At 38.3% G+C, this 20294-nt stretch carries 14 protein-coding genes; 11 read left to right on the top strand and 3 right to left on the bottom strand.

What is annotated here, in order from left to right:
- Positions 1-213 precede the first annotated feature (213 nt).
- Complete coding sequence (locus I3217_RS04375) at positions 214-975, bottom strand: class I SAM-dependent methyltransferase (protein ID WP_435048514.1); 762 nt, start codon at positions 973-975, stop codon at positions 214-216.
- A gap of 230 nt (positions 976-1205) precedes the next feature.
- Positions 1206-1520, bottom strand: coding sequence for a hypothetical protein (locus I3217_RS04370; protein ID WP_435048513.1), 315 nt, complete (start codon positions 1518-1520; stop codon positions 1206-1208).
- 486 nt (positions 1521-2006) lie between these two features.
- On the opposite strand from I3217_RS04370, the gene I3217_RS04365 reads away from it, so the two are divergent.
- The 7 genes from I3217_RS04365 (at position 2007) to I3217_RS04335 (ending at position 11557) form a co-directional block, all read left to right on the top strand.
- On the top strand, positions 2007-3497 hold the full coding sequence (locus I3217_RS04365; protein ID WP_435048512.1) for a sodium:solute symporter family transporter: 1491 nt from the start codon (positions 2007-2009) through the stop codon (positions 3495-3497).
- A complete protein-coding gene (locus tag I3217_RS04360) occupies positions 3494-4993 on the top strand; it encodes a class I adenylate-forming enzyme family protein (RefSeq protein WP_435048511.1) in 1500 nt (499 codons plus the stop codon). The genes I3217_RS04365 and I3217_RS04360 overlap by 4 nt, the downstream gene beginning before the upstream one ends.
- Before the next feature lie 2 nt (positions 4994-4995).
- On the top strand, positions 4996-5940 hold the full coding sequence (locus I3217_RS04355) for an alpha/beta fold hydrolase (protein WP_435048510.1): 945 nt from the start codon (positions 4996-4998) through the stop codon (positions 5938-5940).
- A 2-nt stretch (positions 5941-5942) separates the two neighbouring features.
- Complete coding sequence (locus tag I3217_RS04350; RefSeq protein WP_435048509.1) at positions 5943-7367, top strand: hypothetical protein; 1425 nt, start codon at positions 5943-5945, stop codon at positions 7365-7367.
- 147 nt (positions 7368-7514) lie between these two features.
- Entirely contained in the window at positions 7515-10001 is a 2487-nt protein-coding gene (locus tag I3217_RS04345) for a TonB-dependent receptor (protein WP_435048508.1), read from the top strand.
- Between the two features lie 10 nt (positions 10002-10011).
- Positions 10012-10794: an alpha/beta fold hydrolase gene (locus I3217_RS04340; RefSeq protein WP_435048507.1), complete on the top strand. Its 783-nt coding sequence runs from the start codon at positions 10012-10014 to the stop codon at positions 10792-10794.
- On the top strand, positions 10787-11557 hold the full coding sequence (locus I3217_RS04335) for a 3-hydroxybutyrate dehydrogenase (protein WP_435048506.1): 771 nt from the start codon (positions 10787-10789) through the stop codon (positions 11555-11557). Before I3217_RS04340 ends, I3217_RS04335 begins: the two co-directional genes overlap by 8 nt.
- Before the next feature lie 108 nt (positions 11558-11665).
- On the opposite strand, the gene I3217_RS04330 is transcribed toward I3217_RS04335, so the two are convergent.
- Positions 11666-12385 (bottom strand): NUDIX hydrolase, encoded by a 720-nt coding sequence (locus tag I3217_RS04330; RefSeq protein WP_435048505.1) that lies wholly within the window; start codon positions 12383-12385, stop codon positions 11666-11668.
- A gap of 292 nt (positions 12386-12677) precedes the next feature.
- Between I3217_RS04330 and xylE the strand changes: the two genes are divergently transcribed.
- Genes xylE through I3217_RS04310 form a run of 4 tightly spaced genes read left to right on the top strand, consistent with a single transcriptional unit; the run spans position 12678 to position 20288 of the window.
- The gene (gene xylE / locus I3217_RS04325; RefSeq protein WP_435048504.1) at positions 12678-14288 is read left to right on the top strand and encodes a D-xylose transporter XylE; all 1611 of its coding nucleotides are present in this window, start codon (positions 12678-12680) and stop codon (positions 14286-14288) included.
- A gap of 1 nt (position 14289) precedes the next feature.
- The gene (locus tag I3217_RS04320; RefSeq protein WP_435048503.1) at positions 14290-15786 is read left to right on the top strand and encodes a xylulokinase; all 1497 of its coding nucleotides are present in this window, start codon (positions 14290-14292) and stop codon (positions 15784-15786) included.
- A gap of 2 nt (positions 15787-15788) precedes the next feature.
- Positions 15789-17114 carry a xylose isomerase gene (xylA, locus tag I3217_RS04315; protein ID WP_435048502.1) on the top strand — a complete coding sequence of 442 codons (1326 nt, stop codon included), beginning with the start codon at positions 15789-15791 and terminating at the stop codon, positions 17112-17114.
- A 42-nt stretch (positions 17115-17156) separates the two neighbouring features.
- Positions 17157-20288 carry a SusC/RagA family TonB-linked outer membrane protein gene (locus I3217_RS04310; protein WP_435048501.1) on the top strand — a complete coding sequence of 1044 codons (3132 nt, stop codon included), beginning with the start codon at positions 17157-17159 and terminating at the stop codon, positions 20286-20288.
- The last annotated feature ends 6 nt before the right edge of the window (positions 20289-20294 follow it).

The following is a 20294-nucleotide window of genomic DNA, read 5'->3' as shown; positions in this document are numbered from 1 at the left end:
AGATTCCATTGTATGAAACCTCAAATGTTTTGAAGATGTTTAGTGTTTTAATGGTTTATGTATCAGTATTTTGTGATGCTTGCATTAAAGATAATTAAAGCAAATAAATTTTGTCTGCCTGAAAAGCAATTTATCAGGGAAAATAAAATTGAGAGTACTTTAGCCTGCGAAGACTTTTAATTTAAATGACTTTAAAAACATAATATGGGGTATTTATAACTGTGGTTTTACGGCCCGGGTTGCTATAAACGCAGGAAAATAGGCATCCAGTTTTTGTTCGCCACCCCAGTCGTCTTCGTACATATGGGTAAGATTAAAGCCCGCTTCCAGTTGGCCGCTAATCTGGTCGCTTAAACTATGACCGAATACCAGAGCCTCATTATTGTTTTTTAATGCCTCAAGTTTATCAGGTGGCAGAGAATGGAGATCAGAAAACGGTTGTTTGTAAATAAGCGACATACGTTCTTCATCGAGCTGAAAAGATAACGGGTTGATTAAGCCCGTCATTAAAATGCCATTGGGTTTCAAAACACGAAAACACTCTTTCCAGACTGGTAGTACATTGTCGACAAAAAGTACAGAGCAGGGATTAAAAATCAGGTCGAAGGTTTGGTTCTCAAAAACGGAGAGATCTTTCATGTCGCCCTGAACTGTTTTTATGTTCAGGTTAAACTGGTCGCTAAGGGTTTTATCCTGCAGTAGTTGTTTCTCGGAATTATCAAAAACGGTGACATGAGCTCCTAAAGTTGCCAAAACGGGACATTGCTGTCCGCCACCCGAAGCCAGACCTAAAATTTTTAAACCTTTCAGTTTTGGAAACCAATGATGAGGTACAGGCTTTTTTGGTGTTAAAACGATGTTCCAGTTGCCTTTTTTTGCTTGTTCCAGATCCTGTTTAGAAACGGGAATGGTCCAGCGGTTTTTCTTGTCAACGTATCCGTCCCACGCAGAGCTGTTATGTTTTACTATGTCCATGTTATTTGTAAAAATTAGGCTGGCAGTTAGTTTTATTTGCAAGCTAAGCTAATAATTATTTTGAGGAATTTGATGAACGCATTTTGTTTTCCCTTCCTTATAGATTTGCAGGAAAAATAACTTATAGCAGAGTAGTGGGGATAGATAGTATTTAACTTAAAGCTTTTAGGCTTAAAATTTAAGACAAGATGTGGGGGATTTTAATTATGACTAAAAAACGACTTTAAGGTTTAGCAGAATAAGCCAAAATCTTCATTGGTCGTGGCACAACAGGTTTTTGCGGTTTTTGTATTAAAATCGGCAGGAGAAAACTTGAAGGTTCCGAAAAATGAATCGCCTTCTTTTCCTATGGAAAATTTGTTTTTATCGAAGTTTACTTCCAATCGGCATACATGAAATCCACTAGGTTCAGAGTAATAACTTAGTTTATAACACTGGTATTGTGGCGTACTTTCGTCTTCTAGAAAGGTTATGGTGTCTAAACTTTTGAAGTTGCAGATTTTCGAAGTAATGTAATTCAAAAGGCCGGTTTGTAAAGATTTCATAACGCTTAGTTTAATTTAGGCCGCAAAAATAAGTCGATTTAATAAGATGGCAATGTTAAATTTACTCAGGTGCGATGGGAGTACACAAGGTTGTCCTTAAATAAAAGGAAACAGGTTGGGTTTAAGTGTTTGGTGTTGAGTGTTGTAGTGTCGTAATTTGGTTTGTGATTTCTGGCGTTTTTCCAATGTTAAGTTTTTAAAGCGGTGTTGTATTTTAAATACATCCGCTTTTTATCCTTATATACTTACTGTAAGATTGTCTTGGTTTTTTGCTGCTTGTTAAACTGGTATATATCACTTTCATCTTAATTGACATTAATTTATTGTTTAGTAATTTAAAAGTCGTAGGTTGATATTTTATTTTAAATAAGGAGTTTTTGTGTGATTTTTTGTGTTTTTATTTAAAAGTCACAGCTGATGCTTTTGATTTATTTTAGACACTTCGTTGATTATTTTTTTTATTTGTGAAACACTTAAAACTAATTTATGGTAGCAACCGATGACTGGGTAACATATATGTGGGTGCTTTTAGCCTGTTATGCTGTAGTAATTCTCTTTTTTGTAATTCGCGGAGCGCGAAAATCTAAAAGTATAGCAGACTATGCTGTTGGCAGTATAGGATTCTCACCCTGGGTAGTGGGCTTGTCATTAGCAGCGTCCATGACCAGTGCAGCTACCTTTATTATCAATCCGGGATTTATTGCCTTGTACGGTGTTTCCGGGGTGATTTCCTTTGCAATAGTCATGCCTGTGGCTATTTTCGGGTCTCTGATTATGTTTACAAAAGGCTTTGTAAAACAAGGTAATGTGGTTAAGGCTACAACCATGGCGCAATGGATAGGGCGGCGATACGAGAGTAAAAACTATGCGTTCTTTTTTGCGCTTGGGGCCATGTTACTCATTACATTTATTGTACTTATAAATGTCGGGGTTACGCAGGTTATTTCAAAATCTTTGAATGTGGAACCCTTTTATGTGCTCCTGGGTATTACAGTGTTTGTGTTTGGATATATGATGTTTGGAGGAGCGAATTCCATGGTGTATACAAATACCATTCAGGCCGTAATTATGTTTTTTGTTGCCATTATATTAATTAGTTCCGGCAGAGAATATTTTGAAGGCGGACTTAGTGGTATACTAAATGAACTTTCCAGTATAGATCCTAATTTATCTAAGCCTACAAACAGAACAAGTTTTTTATTTCGCGATTTTTTCGAAATCGTTGTAGTTCAGATTGTGATAGGAATTGCCATAGTGTGTCAGCCGCATATTATCACGAAATCTCTGCTTTTAAAAGATCAGACGAAAGTTAATTCCTATTTGTTTAGTGCTATAGCGGTCATGCTCGTGTTTTTTATGGTGGTTGTAGTTGGCTTGTATGCGCGCTTAACTTTTCCTGAATTGACAGTAATGGGGAAAACCCTTAAAATGGATGAAATTATTCCTACGTATGTGGTGACTAAATTTTCTGTGGGAGTCGGGATGATCATTGTGGTAGGATTAATTTCGGCCGGGTTGTCTACCCTGGAAAGTTTAATTCAGTCCTTGTCCATAACTGTAACCTCAGATATACTGGAGCCTATTTTTAAAGACAAGGTGTCTAATAACTCATTTTTCGTTAATAAAATTGTAATACTGGTATTGGCCGGAGTAAGTTTTGTGTTGAGCTGGCAGCAGATAAAAGCGCCGGATGTTAGCGTTGCTATTTTCGCACAAAATGGTGTGTATGCATATTTTGCAGCAGCTTTTGTGCCTGTCCTATTTGGAATTTTTCTAAAAGAAGTGCCTCTGAAAGCCGTGTTTACAGCCAGTATTACAGCAATACTAGTGCATTTTGGTATCTATTACGGACGATTAACACCTTATATGCAAGAGCCTGTAAATAATCCGGGTGTTTCTGCAGCCATTGCTATTGTTGTGTCTTTAATTGTGGGATATATTTTATATAAATTCAATAGAAAACCTGTATTAGTATGAATGTGTTAGACTGGATAGCGAAGTGGGCAGACTATACACCGGATAAGGTGGCTTTAACGGCTTACGATACAAATGAAAGATATACCTATGGGGATATTCATGTCTATGCAAATCGGTTAATTGAAGCATTCATTAAGGCAGGATACAGAGAAGGAGACAGGATTGCTGTGTTTGCAGAGAATAATCTGGCTTATATTGTTTTGTTTTGTGCCTGTCAGCGTTTGGGGTTAATTCTTGTACCGCTAAATTACAGAATGGCACCTAAGGAACTGGATAAACTGATTAAAGACTGTAATCCAAGAATTTTAATTTTCAGCGCTACATTATATTCGCAATTGCGGGAATTAACCTTGGAAGGCGTAGAAACTATAAGTGTTGATCGGGTGGTAAAGACTTATAAGAAAGCGTGTGTAGTTCAGGACCGTCAGTACGATATTAAAGAGGAGAATCCACTTTTCATTTTTTATACCTCAGGAACCACAGGATTACCTAAAGGCGTAATTTATACCAATAAAATGCTGTTCTGGAATAGTCTTAATACGTCTATGCAGCTGGGCATTACGTTCAGGGATTCTACCATAAATGTTTTGCCGCCATATCATACTTCAGGGTGGAATGTGTTTGTAACACCTATACTGCATAAGGGCGGACATATTGGTATGATGGAAAAATTCGATGCTCAAAAAACCTTATGTCTGCTCGAACTGGAAAAAACAACCTTGTTTCTTGCTTTGCCAACCATGTTGTTAATGATGCAGGAAACCGAGGTGTTTAAACATGTAAATTTAAGGAAACTCAGATATATTATTTCCGGTGGAGAAAAAGTGAATGCAGAACTGGTAAGGTTCTGGAAAGAGGAAAAGCATATCTATATCCGACCAGGTTATGGTTTAACCGAAGCCGGACCAAGTATTACCTCGCTTCATCATAAAATGGCGTTATTGAAGCCTAATTCTATAGGGAAATCAAACTTTTATCTGGATTTAAAAATTGTAAACCAGAAGGGTGAAACTCTAGGTGTTGGAGACATAGGGGAGCTTTGTATAAAAGGAGATATTGTAACACCGGGATACTGGAATAATTCCGTGGTTACGAAACGAAAGATTGTAAAAGGATGGTTACATACCGGTGATCTGGCACTAAAGGATAAAGAGGGGTATCTCTATTTAAAGGGGCGTATTGATGATATGTATATTTCTGGTGGCGAAAATATTTATCCGCAGGAAATAGAACTGTTACTGGAGAACTTTAAAGGCGTTTCCAAAGCGGCAATACTTAGTGTAGAAGACGAAAAATGGGGTGCCTGCGGCGTGGCCTTTGTGGAAAGCAGAGATAAAAATGTGACGCTTCAGGAACTCCGGAATTATTTAAAAGAAAATATAGCGGATTTTAAACAGCCTAAATATATTTTTATTCTGGAGGAAATTCCGCTTACCAGTTTAAGTAAGGTATCTCGTAAAAAGCTTTATAAATATTTTAATACATTAAAATTATAGTGATGAGATTGTTAGTTTTTTTGTCAGTTTTTTGTTTGTTGTCTATGGTAGGAAATTCTCAGAATGAAGCGAATAGTGTGAAAGATTTATTTTCAGATTATAAATTTGAAACGCGTTATATTACTCTGGATAGTATAGAGATTGCATATATTAAAGAAGGGAATAAGGCGACAACGCTTTTATTTGTGCATGGTTTGAGTAGTAATGCCGATGCCTGGTCTAAGAACATTGAGGGGCTTAAAGACAGGTATACTTGTGTTGCTATGGACTTGCCTGGTTTTGGTAAATCATCAAAAATTAACACAAGTTATACTCCAACTTTTTTTGCGGAAGTAATACATCAGTTCATTCAAAAATTAAAGCTTAAAAATGTAGTTGTTTTAGGACATTCTATGGGAGGACAGGCGGTTTTAAAGTTAGCCTTGAATCATGATGAAGATGTTACAAAACTGGTACTGGTGGCACCTGCAGGTATAGAACGTTTTACCGAAGCGGAAAGTAACATCATTAAAGGCGCTATGACAGCGGAAAGTGTAAAGGCAACAACAGAAGCTCAGATTTATAAAAATTATGCACTTAACTTTTTTGGACAGCCGGAAGGGGTCGATAAGATGATAGCAGATAGAAAACGTATTGCAGAGGCTGCAGATTTTGATTTGCATTGTCAGGCTATAGTGAGCAGTGTCTGGGGTATGTTGGACGATCCTGTATTTGAGGATTTAAAACAAATTAAACAGCCAACACTGGTTGTTTTTGGTAATAATGATAAATTAATTCCAAATGGTTATCTTCATCCTCAATTAACCACACAAGCTGTAGCGCAAGTTGCTAAAGAGGAAATAAAACATGCTGAGCTTAAAATGATTGATAACAGTGGGCATTTTGTACAGTTTGAAACGCCTGCAGAAGTTAATGCCTGCCTGATACAGTTTGTCGAGACGCCCTGAACATGAAAATTAAACTTAAAAAGTTTACAGAGTTTAGTAAAAGTATCCTGCCTAACGAAGCCAAATATCTGGCGTCTTTAAGTCACCAGATTCAGGATGATGAAAAAAAGAATATTCTTTCCGGAATTATAGAAAATGCTGTGCTTGAATCGGGGTTTGTACCTTTTGATGTTAGCATCGATAAGCGAAAATATACCTACATAAAAAACTGGGTCGATAAAAAGCTGGAAGCTATAGATGTCGATAAAAACATTGTATGGTTATTGCGCTTACGTAAATCCATCTTAACCGATGCGATTAGCTATGAAGATGAAAAGGAGTTTCTGCATTTTTTGTCGCATTACAGTCACATCGATTATTATTTTCAGAATTTATTTGAATTGGTTAAAGAGTATCAGTCCTACCTCCTTATAAGGATGCGATATCGGGACCATAAAGTAGTTGCCGATTTTTTACGGGTTTATCAATCACATTACGACAAAGCCATCCAAATTCATGAAAAACTTTATAGTGCTACTGAAGAGATTACGAGCCAATACACACTTAATAATAAGGAAACTAAATATTGGGAAGACTGGTTACTGGAGGTTTTTAGGTCTAATGTTGTAGATGGGAAAAACCGGTATCAGGCCTTTGTCTTACTAACCTTTATGTATACCAATTACAATGAGAAATTAAAATTACGGTCCCTGTTCGACGAAATAGATGTGTTTTTTAGTCAGGGTGAAATGTATTCCCGGCGTTTGCTTTCTAATTATTACGCCAATAGAGTGCTGATGCATTCTAAAGAAAATGAACTTCAAAAAGCGGAGTATTATGGGTTTTTGTCTATTCGGCAGAATAATGATGACACCCTTATGTATCTCAATAATCTGGTGGCAATTACGTTAAGAAGTAAGAAAAGCCGACTTGCCTTTTCGTTGTTGGAAGAGTATAAGCCCTTGTTTGATGCAACGCATAATAACCATCAAAAAAACAGTTATGTGTCGTATAAAGTAAGAGTGCTGACTGATTTGCAAAAATACGACGAGGCTGAAACTTTAGCGCGTCTTTTTTTAAAACACAATAAAACTGAGGTGTTTAATCACAGATGGCATCATTTCTTCACTTCGTATATCAATGTATTGATTATTCAGGAAAAATATGCTGAAGTTTTAAAATTAACCCGAAAATTCAATTTAAAGGAAAGGGAACTGGAGCGGAAGCGAAAAAGCAATTATGTACCTAATATTTCCTGGAGTATTTCTTTGTCCAGATATATGGAAGGAGAAATCAATTCCAATAAACTTCTGGAAGAGATTAAGATTCCGGTTCAGGGCATTGAAGCTACCGATAACCAGAAACTATTGATGACTCAGGTTATCGATAAGTTGTCTAAAAACCTTCCTGAGGCTTTTTTGTATTTAAAGTCGCACATGCAATTATAGTTGCTTTTTGTTTTAAAATTAGCCGATTTTTAGATGTTTTTTCAGTGTGTAGTATTAAAGTCGCAGTAAAAAGTTGAAATTATGAAAGTGTAGTTGAATTTTTTTCATGATAGATTGCGGTAAACTAATTGACTATTTATGAAAACAATGAAGAACTTATTTGCGCTTATTACTTTATTATTTTCTTTTTATGCTTCTGCTCAGAATTCAGGGAGTATAAAAGGTGTGACGCTCGATGAGAATAATGTTCCGGTTGCTGGAGCAACAGTTCATATTGCGAGTTTGTCTAAAGGGGAAGTTTCCGGATTTGATGGAACTTATCTTATACAGGATATTCCGGAAGGGACTTATAATATCGTGTTCTCTTATTTGGGATACGAAACAATTACAAAATCAGTTTCGGTAATTTCCGGACAAACCGTTGAGGTTAATGCGACTTTAATGGAGTCAGCGAGTATGCTGTCTCAGGTTGTGGTAACAGCTAATAAAAAACCTCAAAAAATGACGGATGTGCCTGCCACTGTAAATGTTATTTCTTCCAAAGATATTAAAGAGCATGTAGGGTTTAATGTTGGAGAGCTTGCTGCTCGTGAAAAAGGAGTTGACTTTGTGAGAACAGGGGTTCTTGGAACAGGAATAAACATTAGAGGCTTTAACTCAGCCTTTAACTCTAAAAATCTTCAGGTTACCGATGACAGGCTGTCAACATTAATAGCTACCGGATTACCACTTGGAACTTTTGCAACCGTTACAACGGATGATATAGAACAGGTGGAAATTCTGTTAGGGCCTAACGGAACGCTTTACGGACCTAATGCGCACAACGGATTAATTAGTACAAGAACTAAAAACCCGTTTACTTCCGAGGGAACAACACTGGCGCTGGGTGGAGGAAATCAGAAGGTGTTCACGGCGCGTTTACGTCATGCTCAGGTGGTAAGCGATAAGTTTGCTTTTAAATTTCATTTTGAACGGTCTCAGGGTGAGGATTTTGAATATGTAGATAGTGTGTATGTGGGGACTACAGCCTACAAGGAACTGGAATTGGATCGGGATTTCGATACTCAGAAATACGGAGCTGGTTTGTATTTCAGACCGACATCAAGTTCAGAACTTATAGGGTATTATGGGCACAGTAATAATAATAATCTGGCGGTTACCAATGCAGGTAGAAATCAGATTAAAGACTGGAGTATTGATGTGGCTCAGTTAAAATATATTTCAAAGCATTTCTTTGCGAATGTAAACTACACCTGGAGTAATACCGATGATACTTATGCCATCAACCAAAGAACGCAAAACTACGTGTCTTTTATCAATAATGGATTTTCTGAGGAAGAAGCTTTGGCAAGATCATATACGGAGCAATGGTTTCCAACCGGACCAGATACGGGGATTGTATTACCACGAGGTGCGGTGTTTAAAGATGCATCCCGACGTTTCAATTCTGAATTGCAATACAATAACAGCTGGGGGAATTTCGATTTAACTGTTGGTGCACAATATCAGTTAGATATGGCGGATTCTAAGGGAACATATCTTTTAGATGCAGGAGGAATAGATATTGGACAAACAGGTTTTTATGCACAAACCGAGTATAGTTTGCCGGATTCAGGATGGGGATTCCTTCTTGGCGCCAGACTGGATAAGCATGATTTATATGGTTCAAATTTTATTCCTAAAGCGGCCATTACCAAAGCAGTTGGAGAAGGGCAGTTTAGGTTGACTTATGGTAGGGGAATTGCGGTACCGTCTATTCTGAATTTAAAAGGAAATCTTTTCGGCGGTTTGGTTTTGGGTAACGGAGAGGGATTTACGCTGTCTAACGGAAATAAAGTGGCGCCACTGGAAGTTGAGTCTATAAATACCTATGAGGTTGGTTATAAAGGAAAAATTGCCAATAAATTATATATCGATGCCAATGCCTATTACAATCAGTCAGAAAACTTCATTAGTCCGCTTAGAACTATTACCGATGCAGCTAATGGTGTTGTTGTAACTCATGTGGGAGATAAGCCTATCGATGAAGTTGTTCCGGGATCTAACGGTGCTGTCATTTTAACCTATCAGAATTTTGGTAAAGTTGATACTTACGGATTTGATCTTGGTTTGAATTACTATTTTTCAAATGCCTTTAGAGCAACATTAAATTATTCTTATTTCGGAAGAGATTTGGATAAAAACGATCCTGCAAATGATGGAAATCTGGATGGCCAGGTGCTGGAGTCCGAATTACCGGTAAATACACCTGCAAACAAGTTGGCAGTTGGATTACATTATTCTAAAAACAAATTCTACGGTTCTATTTTTGGAAGATGGGTGCAGGATTATGATTTCTTCTCAGGAATTTATACGGCAGCCGAAACTCAGGATTTGAACGGGGATGGTGTGGATGACGTTATTGAGAATGCCAGAAATGGCAGGTCCTGGAACTACGGTCCTTTGGGTGGATTTACAGTTGATGCCAATGTGGGCTATTACATAACCGATGGGTTTTCTGTAGGGGCTAGTGTTACCAACTTGTTCAATGCTGAGGTTCGTGAATTTGTTGCTTCGCCGGTAATCGAAACTTTATTCTCTGTGGAGCTAAAATATCAGGTGAATTTCTTCAATAAAAAATCGGCTACTAACTAATCTATAGCAAATGCCTTTTTTAACTGTAAATAATATCAACCAAAGCTATGAGGTGACTGGGGAAGGAAATGCGCTTTTATTGCTTCATGGTTTAGGGTCAACAAAACAGGACTGGGACTTACAGGTTCCGGTTCTTTCGAAAGATTTTAAGGTTGTAACCGTGGATCTTAGAGGGCACGGAGATACATCGAAACCTGAAGAAGGTTATGGTGTTGAATATATGACCGAAGATATTCGGCAGCTTCTGGAGCAGCTGAATATTGATAAGGTTTCACTTGTTGGATTCTCGATGGGTGGAGCAGTTGCCTTCCAGTTTGCAAGTGACTTTCCGGAATGGGTAGATAAATTGGTGATTGTAAATAGTGGTCCGGATTTTAATGCTATGGGGGAAATCGGAGAGCAATTGGTTGCTGAGCGAACAAAATCTTTAAATGAATATGGTATGGGGCCCTTAGCAGAGCAGATAGCGACTAATATGTTTCCGGAGAAAGGTCAGGAAAGCATGCGGGAAGCTTTTGAAACACGCTGTAAAAAAAATGATCTTAATGCGTATTATCAGTCTTTTGTGACCTTAATGCAATGGGGGCTGGGGGATAACATTCGTAAAATTACGGCTAAAACTCTGGTTATTGCTTCAGATATGGATTATACGCCTGTAGCATTTAAAGAGGCCTATGTAAATAAACTTCAGGATGCAAAATTGGTAGTAATCGAAAATTCCAGGCATGGCGTAGTTATGGATCAGGCTGAGGTTTTTAATAATGAACTTTATAAATTTTTGATGTATGGGTAAAGTGGTCTTGATAACGGGAAGTACAAGTGGCATTGGTTTAGGAATAGCAAGGCAATTTGCTGCCAATGGATACGATATTATGTTCCACGGTCTGGAGGCTAATGGAGCAGAGATTGCTAAAGGTATTGCTGAGGAGTTTAATGTGAAAACGTCGTTTTCCAATGCAAATTTGTTAGAAGCAGATGAGGTAAAACAATTGGTTCGTGATACCATGGCTTATTTTGGTAGCATTCATGTGTTGATTAATAACGCAGGAATTCAATTTGTTTCGCCAATTGAGGATTTTCCCGATCAAAAATATTTGAATATTATGGCCATTAATCTTAATGCGGCTTTTTTTGCGAGTAAAGAAGCCTGGGGGCATATGAAGGCGCAGAAATTCGGTAGAATTATCAATGTGTCTTCAGTACATGGTCTAAGGGCGTCTGAATTCAAAGTAGCATATGTAGCTTCTAAACATGGGGTGATTGGAATGACCAAAGTTTTGGCTCTGGAAGGTGCCGATTGCAATATTACAGTGAATGCTATTTGTCCGGGATATGTTAAAACGCCTTTAGTAGAAGGTCAGATTCAGGATCAGGCTAAAGCTCATAATATGACAGCGGAAGAGGTAGTGACTAAAGTAATGCTGAAAAAACAGGCAGTAAAAGATTTTGTTCCTGTAGAGGCTATTGCAGATATGGCATTGCTTTTAGCTAAAGAATCTTCTACAACTATTACAGGTTCTGCCTTTACTTTAGATGGTGGATGGAGTGCGCAATAAATTGTATTTGAAGTATTGTTTAAAATACAAGGACCTGAAGGTAATTTCAGGTCTTTTTTTTGCTTATTTATTGAGATGTATTTGAATTTTGATTGTTATGTGAAAGTCTTATACTTCAAAATTAAAGCCTTTTTCAGTGAGGCTTTTATAGATGTCGTAATCAAAACTAAAGAGTTTAGCTGCGCGATGTGAAACATCCTTTTGTTTTTCGTCCAGGTCTTGGAGCAGTTTCATACGAAGAATTTTTCGCCTGAAATTAGATTTGTCAAGTGTAATCCCTAGTATTTCTTCATAGAGTTGCATGAGCTCCAGTAAAGTGAATTTTTCAGGCAGAAGATTAAAACCGATAGGGGCTTGTTTTACGCGCCTTCTCAGATGTTTTAAGCTGTAGTTTAGAATAATATTGTGGTCGTAAATCAAATCTGGTACTTCGTTTATAGTGTACCACTGGGCGTCCGATGCGGTAAACCCGGCTTTAATATCGAAGTCATCAATCTTAATTAAAGCGTAGTATCCAATGGTAAGAACGCGTCCCAAAGGAAAACGGTCCGGTTCGCCAAAAGCTTTTAATTGCTCTAGATAAATATTGTTTAAGCCGGTGAGTTCTCTTAACAGGCGTTGGGCGGCGCTGTCTATACTTTCTTCTTCCTTAATCCATCCTCCCGGAAGGGCCCATTTTCCTTTGCTTATCCCTTCGGCATGTTCAATTAAAAGAACTTTTAAATGGCCTTTGTCAAACCCGAAGACGACACAGTCTATGGTGATGGCGTTTACTACAGAGCTTTCAATTATTTTTCCAGACTCCTCATCTATAAATTTCTTAATCATAGTAATGAATTCAGGCAAATATACTGTTATTAAATGATTTTAAAAGAAATTCTGAAAACTGATACTACTAACAAATAAGACAAGTAAAGTTCAGTAAAAAAATAAATCTACGCAAGAAAATAGCGACATAAATAATCTTGTGTTTTAAGTGTAATTATTACATTTAAAATTAAAATATGATTTTTTAACGAATTATTAAAATTTAGGGTTAAAATATTGTTAATATGAAAAATACTTTGTAAACTTGTAGTCATTGATACCATAAGATGTGGTAAAACTGACACTAACTAATATGACAACCAATCAAAATTTAAAAACCACCTATTTAATAACTCTAGTTGCCAGTCTTGGCGGATTGTTATTTGGGTATGATACTGCTGTGATTTCAGGAGCTGTTGGAGCCTTGGAAACCTTTTTTGTAAAGGCTCTGGATGGCAGTCCCGAAATGGCGGTTCAATCCATTTTTCACTTTAAAATTATTTTAACCTTGTGTTTGTTAACTATTGTAGGGTTGCTGAGTTCTTTTGTGTTTAAATTTTATACGCGAAAAACAGCAACCCTTGCAGTAGTGTTATTTTTAGTAGTTAGCGGATTGCTTTACTATTACGGGTTTTTAAAGTCTACTACTGGTTTAACTGATAATCTTAAAAATTCCATTTTCGGATTTATGGTTAGCAGTGCGCTGGTGGGGTGTATTATTGGGGCTTCTATGGGAGATAAAATAGCAAATTCTATAGGGAGACGTAATGGCTTACTTATAGCTGCTGTGCTATTTATAATCTCGGCCTGTGGTTCCGGTTATCCCGATACCTTTAATGTGTTTGGAGGTAATGCGCTTACCTCTTTTATTATTTTCAGAATTATTGGGGGGATAGGTGTAGGATTGGCCAGTATGTTGTCTCCTTTGTATATAGCCGAAATGGCTCCGGCAAACATTCGTGGAAAACTAGTGTCTTTTAATCAGTTTGCTATAGTGGGCGGGATGTTAATTGTATATTTCGTTAACTATTTTATAGTAAAAGGGCAGTCGGCAGAATGGATTAATACTGTAGGCTGGCGTAATATGTTTTTATCAGAAAATGTGCCGGCTCTATTGTTTTTATTGTGCTTGTTTATAGTGCCTAAAACACCGCGTTTTCAGGTGATGAAAGGTCGGGATGCAGATGCTGAAAAGGTATTGACTCAGTTAAACGGAAAAGAAAAAGCGCTTCATATTATTAAAGAGATTAAAGCGTCTTTTAATCAGAAAAAAGCGCACTGGTTGTCTTTTGGCTGGGGAATTGTAATTGTGGGGATTTTATTGTCTGTATTTCAGCAATTCGTTGGTATAAATGTGGTGCTGTATTATGCTCCGGAAATTTTTAAAGGTATGGGCATGGAAACAGATGCTTCCATGTTGCAGACTATAATTGTCGGGGCTATAAATATGATCTTTACTGTGCTGGCGATTTTTACTGTCGATAATTTCGGGCGCAAAAAGCTGATGCTTATAGGAAGTGTGGTTATGGCGCTTAGTATGATTGGTCTGGGCTTTTCTTTGTATTTGCAAACTACCGGATTTGCTTCCTTACTGTTTATGCTTATGTATATCGCAGCTTTTGCGATGTCCTGGGGGCCGGTAACCTGGGTGTTACTTTCAGAAATTTTTCCAAACAGAATAAAAGGCGTGCTGGCTGTAGCAGTAGCAGCGCAATGGCTTGCTAATCTCGTGGTGTCCTGGACGTTTCCTATGATGAATAATAATACCGAATTAACCGAATTGTTTCACCACGGGTTCTCATACTGGATCTATGGTGTAATGGCAGTGTTGTCAGCGCTGTTTATCTGGAAATTCGTGCCGGAAACCAAAGGGAAAACACTGGAAGAAATGGAACAATTGTGGGACAAATCTAATACAAAATAATATGTATTTTTTAGGAATAGATTTAGGGAGCTCTTCAATAAAAATGTCGGTTTTTGATGCTGATAAACAACGTGTATTGAAGACGATTTCTGTACCTGATTTTGAAACTGAAATTTTAGCACCGCAATTAGGGTGGGCTGAACAGGACCCGAATCTTTGGTGGATTTATATTAAAGCGGGCATTGCTCAATTTAAAAATAAATACGAAATCGATATAAAACGGATTGAAGCCATAGGAATTGCCTACCAGATGCATGGACTGGTATTAGTGGATCAGAAATTGAATCCTGTGCGTCCTTCAATTATCTGGTGCGATGGAAGAGCTGCAGAAACCGGGAGAACATATTATGAGAGGATAGGAACTCAGTTTTGTCAGGAGCAGATTTTGGGTTCACCCGGAAATTTTACGGCTTCAAAACTTAAATGGGTACAGCAGAACGAACCTGAGGTGTTTAAAAAGGCAGCTTATATGATGTTGCCAGGCGATTTTATCGCTGCTAAGTTTTCCGGAATTCCACAGATAAGTACTTCCGGTTTATCAGAAGCAGCTTTGTGGAATTTTAAAGAAAATAGACTGGCAAGCGAGATTCTGGAAGGTATGGATTTACCTGAAAATAAGATTCCTGAAATCGTGCCGACTTTTGGAGAGCATGCTGTTATTGATACTACTATTGCTGCCGAGCTAGGCTTAAATTCCAAAGTGAAAATAACCTACAGAGCAGGCGATCAGCCTAATAACGCCATGTCGTTGAATGTGCTGAAACCAGGTGAAATAGCTACTACAGCAGGGACTTCTGCTGTGATGTACGCCGTTACCGATCAAAATTATATCGATGAGCAAAATCGGGTTAATACCTTTTTGCATGTTAATAATACTGTTGAAGATAAGCGAAACGGGGTTCTACTTTGTATAAATGGATCCGGAATATTATACCAGTGGTTAAGAAAACTGATGTCGCTTGGAAATAACACCCCGGTGTCTTACGAACTTTTAAATAATGCTGCAGCAAAAGCAGAGGCGGGAAGTAAAGGCTTAAGGTTTTATCCGTTTGGGAACGGGGTAGAACGCATTTTTGATAATAAGGCCGTGAACTCAGGTATTGAAAATCTCAATTTCAATATTCATAATCCCAATTATGTGGTAAGAGCTGCCTGCGAAGGTATTGTGTTTGCCATGAATTACGGGTTTGATGTTATGAAATCCATTGGTGTTTCTGGTAACATTGTTCGAGCATCAAAAGGAAATCTGTTTTTAAGTCCGGTATTCCGAGAGATTTTTGTTAACACCACCAAAACATCTCTGGAACTCTACGATACTTCAGGAGCAGAAGGAGCTGCAAGAGCTGCAGCTTATGGTTCAGGAGTTTATAAAACACTGGATGGCGCCTTTGCAAATTTGGAATGCATTGAACGTCTGGAACCCGAAACGACACTCGAAAAGCAATACGAAGACATATATTTTAACTGGAAACAACATATTAAACTACAAGACATGTAATTATGAGTACTATGAGTAAACAATCCTATTTTAAAGGGATAGATAAAATTAAATACGAAGGCAAAGGAAGTGATAATCCTTTGGCCTTTAAATGGTACGATGAGAACCGCCTGGTTAATGGCAAGCCTTTAAAGGAGCATTTGCGATTTGCCATGGCGTACTGGCATACGCTGTGTAATAAAGGGGATGACCCTTTTGGTAAACAAACAGAAGTATTCGCCTGGGATTCCAATGACAATGCTGTGCAACGGGCAAAAGATAAAATGGATGCTGGTTTTGAATTTATGACCAAACTGGGGATTCCGTTTTACTGTTTTCACGATGTCGATTTGGTAGACGAAGCGCCTACACTGGCAGCTTTTGAAGACCGTGTGCAGCAAATGGTAGAATACGCCAGACAAAAGCAAACGGAATCCGGAATTGAATTGCTCTGGGGGACTTCCAATTTGTTTTCAAATCCAAGGTACATGAACGGCGCTTCAACCAATCCAAATTTTGATGTGGTGGCGTATGCAGGTGCTCAGGCTAAAATAGCCATAGATGCTACCATAGCACTTGGCGGACATAATTATGTGTTCTGGGGTGGTCGCGAAGGTTATATGAGCCTTTTAAATACCGATATGAAACGCGAGCTGGATCATTTGGCCCAGTTTTTAACCATATGCAGAGATTATGCTCGTAAGGAAGGATTCAAAGGCAATTTCTTAATTGAGCCTAAACCTATGGAACCAACAAAGCATCAGTACGATTACGATGCGGCAACAACTATAGGCTTTATTAAAAAATACGGTCTGGAAAAAGATTTTAAACTGAATCTGGAAGTGAACCACGCTACATTGGCAGGGCATACCTTCGAACATGAACTTCAGGTGGCCGTCGATGCCGGATTGTTAGGAAGTATCGATGCTAACCGCGGCGATTACCAGAATGGCTGGGATACCGATCAATTCCCGATAGATGTATACGAAATTACTCAGGCTATGCTGGTATTATTAGAAGGCGGAGGAATTAATGGTGGAGGCATAAACTTCGACGCGAAAGTAAGAAGAAACTCCACAGATCTAGAGGATAAATTTATAGCACACATTGCCGGAATGGATGCCTTTGCACGAGGGTTAATCTGTGCAGAGCATGTGTTAAAAAATACAAACTATAAAAAATTAAGAACAGAGCGCTACCAGTCTTTCGATTCTGGTAACGGAGCAAAGTTTGAAAAAGGAGGGTTAACTCTGGAAGATCTTAGTACTATAGGAAGAACTAAGGGAGAACCACAGCAAATAAGCGGAAAGCAGGAACTCTTTGAACAGATTATTGCTAATGCATACTAACTAATTGTTGAACACACATTTTTTAACAAACTATAAATCATTATGAGAAGTAAATTTTATGACTCGTCTGGAGTGTTAGCCATTTTGGTGGCGATTTTACTTTGCGCATTTAGTACACAAACCTTGTACGCTCAAAGTGAAATTGCTGTCTCGGGAACACTAACAGATATTGAAACTGGTATGCCAATACCGGGAGCAACGATTATTGTGAAGGACAATCCTGGACAAGGAACCGCCACAGATTTCGATGGGCAATTTGTGATTTCAGTAGCATCAGATGCTGTATTGCAAATTAGCTATATTGGGTACACCTCTTTAGAAGTACCTGTACAGAACAGAACAACCTTAAATTTGCAGATGCAAGCCAGTGTAGAAGAACTGGGAGAAATCATTGTTGTGGGGTACGGTGTTCAGAAAAAAGAACTGACCACAGGCGCAAATCTACAGGTTGAGGGAGAAGCATTACAAAAACAAAGTACAACCAATGCCTTACAGGCCTTGCAGGGACAGGCAGCAGGGGTGCAGATCACTTCTACTTCAGGGCAACCTGGAGAGTCCATGAATGTTGTAATTCGTGGTTTGGGATCTGCCGGTAGTAACTCGCCTTTGTATATTGTAGATGGCGTGCAAACCGGAGATATTTCGTATCTGAATAATGCCGATATCGAAAATATTTCGATTTTAAAAGATGCGGCTTCAGCGGCTATCTACGGGTCGCAGGCAGCCAATGGAGTAGTACTGGTAACGACTAAAAAAGGTAAGGCCGGAAAAGCGCAGATAACTTTCGATCAGTTTTACGGGATTCAGACACTGGCTAAAAAAATGGATATGTTAAATGCTTCAGAGTATATGACCATTATGAATGAAGCACGCATCAATTCAGGTATGAGCCGACAGTTTTCTGATGAGGATATTGCCAATGCAGGTACTGGAACCGACTGGATGGATGAAATGTTTCAAACAGCTCCAACCGAAAATTATACCTTAGGTGTTTCGGGAGGGTCTGAAACGTCCACCTATTCATCATCTTTATCTTATCTCAATCAGGCAGGTATTGTAGGGGGCGAGGATTATTCGTATTACGAACGCTATAATTTCCGCTTTAATTCCGAGCATAAACTGTATAACGACAGAATAAAGTTTGGAGAGAATTTTAGTTATGCCTGGATTAATAATAATGGTATAGGTGTAGGAAACCAGTATAACAATGCTTTAAGAGGTGCATTCCAGACTAACCCTTTATTTCCAATGTACGACGAAAACGGTGAGTTTTTTAATTCTTCCGGATATAGTGAGCCTTGGTTGCAAGGCGTATCTAATCCATATGCACAAATGGTGTATTCTAACCAGAATGAAAACGATACTCAAAAGTTAGTAGGGAATGTGTATTTTAATTTCGAACTGGCTAAAAATCTGAATTTCCGTACCAATTTAGGTATCGATTACTTTGCCAGTCAAGGACATAGCTTTACGCCTATTTACGAGTTGTCTATTTACGCTTTTAGTGATTTCAGAAAAGTCAACCAGAGTATGAGTAAAGGCAAAAGTTTAATCTGGAGTAATTTACTGACTTATGATTTTGACCTGGGAGAAAATCACCATTTCGAAACCATGTTAGGGACAGAGTCGTTTAAATACGACGGTCATTCTATGTATGGTGAAAATGTAGATTTAATTTACGACGATTTATCGCATTCCTGGTTAAGTAATGCTACAAATACAGATGGTTCTTTTATCACCCTAACGGGAGGGCCAGATGCTATTGCTAAAAGGATGTCGTATTTCGGTCGTGTAAATTATAACTACAAAGGGAAGTATTTATTGAATGCTACTTTTAGAGCAGATGGATCTTCGCAGTTTGCTAGTGGTAATCGCTGGGGGTATTTCCCATCGGTATCTGCCGGTTGGATTATAAGTAAGGAAGATTTTATGGAGAACGGCGAGATGTTTATGAATTACTTTAAACTAAGAGGTAGCTGGGGTCAGGTTGGAAATCAGAACGTAGGAAACTTCCAGTTCTTAGGTTTGGTAAGAACCAGTAACACCAATTATATTTTTGGTGATTCAGAAGGAGCGTTAACGCCAGGGGCTTATCCATACAGATTAGGAAACGAGAATTTACAGTGGGAAGCCGCAGAAGAACTGGATTTTGGTTTTGATGCCCGTTTCTTCGATTCTAAATTAACACTGGCTTTCGACTGGTATCGTAAAGAACAAAAAGACTGGCTGGTACTTGCACCAATTCCGGCAACGGCAGGAGCAGATGCACCTTACATTAATGGAGGAAGTGTTGTAAATACTGGTGTTGAATTTGTTTTAGGGTATAACAACCGTGTAAACGACGATTTCAGTTATAATTTTAATGTAAATGGTGCCTACAATAAAAATGAAGTAGGTAGTATTCCTACTGAAGATGGAATTATTCACGGGTTGAGCAATCAGCTTTGGGACAATTCAGGTGAGTTTTATCGTGCAGAAGAAGGACATCCGCTAGGATATTTCTGGGGTTACGAGACTGCCGGGGTGTTCCAGACCGAAGAGGAGGTTAGAAATCATGTTTCAAGTAATGGTGTTGTACTTCAGCCAAATGCGAAACCGGGAGATTTAATTTACGTGAATAAAAATGGAGACAATGTGATCGATGCAAACGATAAGACTGAAATAGGAAACCCGAATCCGGATTTTACTTATGGATTCTCATTAGGACTTAATTATAAAGGATTCGATTTTTCAATGCAGGCCAATGGTGTTGCAGGAAATCAGATTGTACAGTCTTATAGAAATAATTCAGTAAATCAGAACTGGTATGGGGAAATAGTAAATCGCTGGCACGGGCCGGGATCTTCTAATTCCATGCCTAGAGTGACTGTTGACAACCGAAACTACAGTACGTTTTCAGACATTTTTGTTAAAGATGCCGATTTCTTAAGAATAAGTACGGTAACCTTAGGTTACGATATTGCAAAGGGCTATAAAAATAAAGGCTTTTTTGCAGAGCAATGCCGTTTATATTTCTCTGTGTTAAACCTGTATACGTTTACAGAGTATAGCGGAATGGATCCGGAAGTTGGATTTGGAGTTTCAGATGGAAATTACAATTTCGCATCAGGGGTAGATATTGGGTATTACCCAAGACCAAGGACATATATGTTAGGGTTAAACGTTAAATTTTAAAAATTA

This window comes from Formosa sp. S-31 (assembly GCF_051172795.1).
Lineage (GTDB): Bacteria > Bacteroidota > Bacteroidia > Flavobacteriales > Flavobacteriaceae > Formosa.
Note: the sequence above shows the minus strand (reverse complement) of the source record. Positions and strands in the feature narration are given on the sequence as shown.

What these genes read in the sequence shown, in the direction of transcription:
- I3217_RS04375 (WP_435048514.1), bottom strand. Translation starts at nt 975, where the DNA reads ATGGACATAGTAAAACATAACAGCTCTGCGTGGGACGGATACGTTGAC.
- I3217_RS04370 (WP_435048513.1), bottom strand. Translation starts at nt 1,520, where the DNA reads ATGAAATCTTTACAAACCGGCCTTTTGAATTACATTACTTCGAAAATC.
- I3217_RS04365 (WP_435048512.1), top strand. Translation starts at nt 2,007, where the DNA reads ATGGTAGCAACCGATGACTGGGTAACATATATGTGGGTGCTTTTAGCC.
- I3217_RS04360 (WP_435048511.1), top strand. Translation starts at nt 3,494, where the DNA reads ATGAATGTGTTAGACTGGATAGCGAAGTGGGCAGACTATACACCGGAT.
- I3217_RS04355 (WP_435048510.1), top strand. Translation starts at nt 4,996, where the DNA reads ATGAGATTGTTAGTTTTTTTGTCAGTTTTTTGTTTGTTGTCTATGGTA.
- I3217_RS04350 (WP_435048509.1), top strand. Translation starts at nt 5,943, where the DNA reads ATGAAAATTAAACTTAAAAAGTTTACAGAGTTTAGTAAAAGTATCCTG.
- I3217_RS04345 (WP_435048508.1), top strand. Translation starts at nt 7,515, where the DNA reads ATGAAGAACTTATTTGCGCTTATTACTTTATTATTTTCTTTTTATGCT.
- I3217_RS04340 (WP_435048507.1), top strand. Translation starts at nt 10,012, where the DNA reads ATGCCTTTTTTAACTGTAAATAATATCAACCAAAGCTATGAGGTGACT.
- I3217_RS04335 (WP_435048506.1), top strand. Translation starts at nt 10,787, where the DNA reads ATGGGTAAAGTGGTCTTGATAACGGGAAGTACAAGTGGCATTGGTTTA.
- I3217_RS04330 (WP_435048505.1), bottom strand. Translation starts at nt 12,385, where the DNA reads ATGATTAAGAAATTTATAGATGAGGAGTCTGGAAAAATAATTGAAAGC.
- xylE (WP_435048504.1), top strand. Translation starts at nt 12,678, where the DNA reads ATGACAACCAATCAAAATTTAAAAACCACCTATTTAATAACTCTAGTT.
- I3217_RS04320 (WP_435048503.1), top strand. Translation starts at nt 14,290, where the DNA reads ATGTATTTTTTAGGAATAGATTTAGGGAGCTCTTCAATAAAAATGTCG.
- xylA (WP_435048502.1), top strand. Translation starts at nt 15,789, where the DNA reads ATGAGTACTATGAGTAAACAATCCTATTTTAAAGGGATAGATAAAATT.
- I3217_RS04310 (WP_435048501.1), top strand. Translation starts at nt 17,157, where the DNA reads ATGAGAAGTAAATTTTATGACTCGTCTGGAGTGTTAGCCATTTTGGTG.